Origin of the sequence: Mesorhizobium sp. M7A.F.Ca.MR.362.00.0.0 (assembly GCF_004023175.1) — a bacterium.
GTDB lineage: Bacteria > Pseudomonadota > Alphaproteobacteria > Rhizobiales > Rhizobiaceae > Mesorhizobium.
Genome location: NZ_RZTF01000258.1, coordinates 1 through 4,648 on the forward strand (window position 1 = coordinate 1; position 4,648 = coordinate 4,648).

General features: G+C 64.1%; 4 protein-coding genes (1 of these 4 cut by a window edge). 3 read left to right on the top strand and 1 reads right to left on the bottom strand.

The window, feature by feature from the left end:
• From EOC06_RS25540 to EOC06_RS25550, 3 genes are all read left to right on the top strand, one after another.
• Nucleotides 1-636 (top strand): carbohydrate ABC transporter permease (locus EOC06_RS25540; RefSeq protein WP_164898731.1); only part of this gene is annotated, 636 nt, incomplete at its 5' end.
• Nucleotides 633-1,457, top strand: coding sequence for a carbohydrate ABC transporter permease (locus EOC06_RS25545; RefSeq protein ID WP_013528984.1), 825 nt, complete (start codon nucleotides 633-635; stop codon nucleotides 1,455-1,457). The genes EOC06_RS25540 and EOC06_RS25545, both read left to right, overlap by 4 nt.
• A gap of 24 nt (nucleotides 1,458-1,481) precedes the next feature.
• Nucleotides 1,482-2,975 (top strand): M81 family metallopeptidase, encoded by a 1,494-nt coding sequence (locus tag EOC06_RS25550; protein WP_128309088.1) that lies wholly within the window; start codon nucleotides 1,482-1,484, stop codon nucleotides 2,973-2,975.
• A 147-nt stretch (nucleotides 2,976-3,122) separates the two neighbouring features.
• Here EOC06_RS25550 and EOC06_RS25555 read toward each other — a convergent pair whose 3' ends face one another.
• Nucleotides 3,123-4,648: the 3' portion of a M3 family metallopeptidase gene (locus EOC06_RS25555; RefSeq protein WP_128309089.1), read on the bottom strand. It continues 544 nt past the right edge of the window; the window shows 1,526 of its 2,070 coding nt (coding positions 545-2,070); its start codon lies off the right edge, out of view; it ends in the stop codon at nucleotides 3,123-3,125.

Consider the following 4,648-nt stretch of genomic DNA (forward strand, 5'->3'; position numbering starts at 1 on the left):
GCGCTTCTCTTGTCGATCCCGGTGGCGATGATCCTCAACACCGATTTCTATGGCCGCGGCATCGCCCGCGTCATCATCATGCTGCCCTGGGCGGTATCGCTGACCATGACCGCGGTGGTCTGGCGCTGGGCGCTGAGCGGCGAAAGCGGCATGCTCAATTCGGCGCTGATCGGCCTCGGGCTCATCGATCACAACATCCAATGGCTGGCGAGCGCCGAGACCGCTTTCCCGATGCAGGTGCTGATCGGTATCCTGGTGACGGTGCCGTTCACGACGACGATCTTCCTCGGCGGGCTGTCGTCGATTCCGGACGATCTCTACGAGGCGGCGGCGCTCGAAGGGGCGACGCCGCTGCAGCAGTTCCGCGAAATCACCTTTCCGCTCCTGAAACCGTTCATCAACATCGCCATCGTGCTCAACACCATCTACGTCTTCAATTCCTTCCCGATCATCTGGGTGATGACGCAGGGCGGCCCGGCCAACTCGACCGATATCCTGGTCACCCATCTCTACAAGCTGGCCTTCCGCATCGGCAAGCTGGGCGAAGCATCGGCGGTGTCGCTGGTGATGTTTGCCATATTGCTGGTCTTCACCATGATCTATGTGCGGCTGGCGATGCGGGAGCAACGCACATGACGAGCAAGCTGAAGCGCTCCATCATCGCCTGGCTGCTGCTGGCGCCGCTGATCGTGGTGACGCTCTTTCCCTTCGCGGTGATGTTCCTGACCGCGGTCAAGCCGAGGCAGGAAGTGCTGTCGCCGACCTGGTGGCCGAGCGAATTCCGCTGGTCGAATTTTTCCGATATGTGGGTGGCGACCGGCTTCGGCCAGGCGCTGCTCAATTCGCTCTACGTGTCTGTGATCGCCACGGTTGGCGCCATCCTGATCTCGGTTCCGGCGGCCTATGCGATGTCGCGCTTCCGCTTTGCCGGCTACGGCGCCTTGCGCCAGTTCCTGCTGATTTCGCAGATGATCTCGCCGATCGTGCTGGTGCTTGGCCTGTTCCGGCTGATGGCGGCCTGGGGCTTGGTCGAGAGCACGACGGCGCTCGGCTTCATCTACATGGCCTTCAACGTCGCCTTCACGGTGTGGATGCTGCAGAGCTATTTCGACACCATTCCGCGCGATCTCGAGGAAGCCGCCTGGATGGAGGGCGCCGGCCGCTGGCTGACCTTGCGCAAGGTGTTCCTGCCGCTCTGCCTGCCGGCGATCGCGGTGACCGCGATCTTCACCTTCATCAATGCCTGGAACGAATTCGTCGTGGCGCTCACCATGCTGCGCAGCCAGGAAAGCTATACGCTGCCGATCCAGGTGTTTTCGCTGGTCGCCGGCCGCTACACCATCGAATGGCACCACGTCATGGCCGCGACGTTGCTGGCGACCTTGCCGGTGGCCATCCTGTTCATCTGGCTGCAGCGCTACCTCGTTCGCGGGCTGGCGCTCGGGGCGGTCAAATAACGCCTATTCACGGACGGAGCTTTCATGCGCATTTTCACCGCCTCGCTGGCGACGGAAACCAACACCTTCTCGCCGGTGCCGACCGATAGGGCCTCGTTCGAGATGGCCTTCTATGCCGGGCCCGGCAAACATCCGGACACGCCGACGCTGTGCTCCTCGCCGATGGTGGCGCTGCGCCGGCGGGCAGCGGCCGAAGGCCTCGATGTCATCGAGGGCACCGCCACCTGGGCGGAGCCGGGCGGCCTGGTGCAGCGGCAGACCTATGAGGCGCTGCGCGACGAGATCCTTGGCCAGCTCAAGGCAGCGCTGCCGGTCGATGCCGTCATCCTCGGCCTGCATGGCGCCATGGTGGCGCAAGGCTATGACGATTGCGAGGGCGACCTGCTCGAACGGGTTCGCGCAATGGTCGGGCCGCAGGTGGTGATCGCCGTGGAACTCGATCCGCACAGCCATCTGACACCGAAGCGCGTGGCGGCCTCCGACATCTTCGCCTACTTCCTCGAATTTCCGCACACCGATTTCTATGAGCGCGGCGAACACGTCGTCGAGCTTGGGATTGCGGCGGCGAGGGGCGAGATCAAGCCGGTCATCTCGAGTTTCGACTGCCGCATGATCCAGGTGCTGCCGCCCAGCCGCGAGCCGATGCGGTCCTTCGTCGACCGCATCAAGGCGCTGCACGGCAAGGATGGTGTGCTGTCGGTCTCGGTCATCCATGGCTTCATGGCGGCCGACGTGGCCGAGATGGGCACGCGCATCCTGGTCGTCACCGACGATGACAAGGCCAAGGGCGACGCGCTGGCGGAACGGCTCGGGCGGGAACTCTATGCGCTGCGCGAAAAGACGGCGATGACGATGCTGAGCGCCACCGACGGCATCGACCGGGCCTTGGCTGTGCGCACAAAGAATCCGGGCAAGCCCGTGGTCATCGCCGACATCTGGGACAATCCCGGCGGCGGCGTTCCCGGCGACGGCACCTTCGTGCTGCGCCAGATGCTGGCGCGTGGCCTGGACAGGTTCGCCGTGGCGACGATCTGGGACCCGATCGCGGTCACCTTCTGCCTGGCGGCGGGCGAGGGCGCCGTTATCAACCTGCGCTTCGGCGGCAAGGCCGGGCCGCAGGCCGGCGAGCCGATCGATGCGCGCGTGCGCGTGCTGAAGGCGGTTGCGGAGGGCTGGCAGAGTTTCGGGCCAAGCCGCGTGACGCTCGGGCCGACGGCGCTGGTCCGCCTCGAAGGCACCGAGGTCGACATCATTCTCAACACCAACCGCACACAGACCTTCGAGCCGGATATCTTTTCCAACATCGGCGTCGATCCGATGACCAAGGACATGCTGCTGATCAAGTCGACCAACCATTTCTACGCCGGCTTCGAGCCGATCGCCGCCGAGATCATCTATGTCTCGGCGCCGAGCTCGTATCCCAGCAATCCGGCGGTGACCGATTACAAGAAGCTGACGCGGCCGGTGTGGCCAAGGGTGACGGATCCTTGGAAGGATGCTGGCAATCTCCCCCCTTGAGGGGGAGATGTCGCTTAAGGCGACAGAGGGGGTCGCCTGACGTAATGCGCCAACCTTCTTCTGCCGCAGCAGGCCGAGCCCGGTCGAACCGACCCCCTCTGGCCGCTTCGCGGCCATCTCCCCCTCGAGGGGGGAGATTATCCGGTGCTACACCAATCCCCGCTTCACCATCATCGCTTCGGGCGACGGCATCTTGCCGCGAAATGCGGTGTAGAGTTCTTCCGGATCCTTCGAACCGCCGGCGGCGTAGATGTTCTTGCGCAGCCGTTCGGCGAGCGCCGGGTTGAAGGGGTCGCCGGTCTCCTCGAAGGCGGCGAAAGCGTCCGCATCGAGCACTTCCGACCACATGTAGGAATAATAGCCGGCCGAATAGCCGTCGCCGGAGAAGACGTGGCCGAAATGCGGGGTGCGGTGACGCATGGCTATGGTGTCCGGCATGTGCAGCTCTGCAAGCGTTTCGGTTTCGAAACGAAGTGGTACCTCAGGCGCATCCGGCCGTGCGTGATAAGCCATGTCCATCAGCGCGGATGCGGTGAACTCTACTGTTGCAAAGCCAGCGCCAAAAGTCCGCGCGGCCAGCATCTTGTCGAGCAGCGCCTTGGGCATCGGCTTGCCGGTCTTGACGTGCAGCGCGTGTTTTTCCAGCACCGCCGGCACGGTCAGCCAGTGCTCGTAGAGCTGCGAGGGCAATTCGACGAAATCGCGGCTGACCGAGGTGCCGGCTACCGAGGGCCAGGTGACATCGGTCAGCATGCCGTGCAAAGCATGACCGAATTCGTGGAACAGCGTTTTCGCCTCGTCGACCGACAGCAGCGCGGGCTCGCCGGCCGGCGGCTTGGCGAAGTTCATGATGTTGTAGATGACCGGGCTCGCACCGTGGCCGAGCCTGTAGCCGGACTGCAGCGCGCTCATCCAGGCGCCCGAGCGCTTTGACGGTCGCGCGAAATAGTCGGCGAGGAACAGGCCGCGCTCACTGCCGTCGGCATTTTTCACCACGAAGACGCGGGCGTCAGGGTGCCAGGCAGCGATGCCCTTCTTCTCCTCGAAGGTGATGCCGAACAGCCGTGTCGCCACATCGAAGCAAGCGTCGATGATGCGGTCGAGCTGCAAATAGGGCTTCAGTTCCGCCTCGTCGAAGGCGAATTTTTCCGCGCGCAGTTTCTCCTGGTAGAAACGCCAGTCCCAGGCAGCAAATTTTTCGTTGCTGCCGGCCTCCGTCGCCAGCCGTTGCAATTCGATCTGGTCGCTTGCTGCCTTCTCCAGCGCCTTTTCCCACACCGGATCGAGCAGCGCGTGCACGGCCTTCGGCGTCTTGGCCATGGTGTCATCGAGCTTCAGCGCGGCGAAGGAGGCGTAGCCGAGCAGCTTTGCCTTCTCGGCGCGCAGGCGCAGCATGTCGCGCACCACGTTCGTGTTGTCGGTGGCGCCGCCATTCTGGCCGCGCATGGTGAAGGCGCGGAAGGCGATCTCGCGCAGATCGCGGCGTTCGGAGAAGGTCGAGAACGGCTCGTAGATCGAGCGCGACAGGGTGACGGCGTAGCGGCCCTTCTGGCCACGCATTTCGGCGGCCTCGGCCATGGAGCTTTTCACGAAATCCGGCAGGCCGGTGAGGTCGGCCTCATCGAGGAACAGCGCCCAGTCGCGCTCGTCGGCCAGAACGTTCTGGCCGACGC

Bases quoted from the DNA above. Each gene is read 5' to 3' on its own strand.
- EOC06_RS25545 (WP_013528984.1), top strand. From the start codon at position 633: ATGACGAGCAAGCTGAAGCGCTCCATCATCGCCTGGCTGCTGCTGGCG.
- EOC06_RS25550 (WP_128309088.1), top strand. From the start codon at position 1,482: ATGCGCATTTTCACCGCCTCGCTGGCGACGGAAACCAACACCTTCTCG.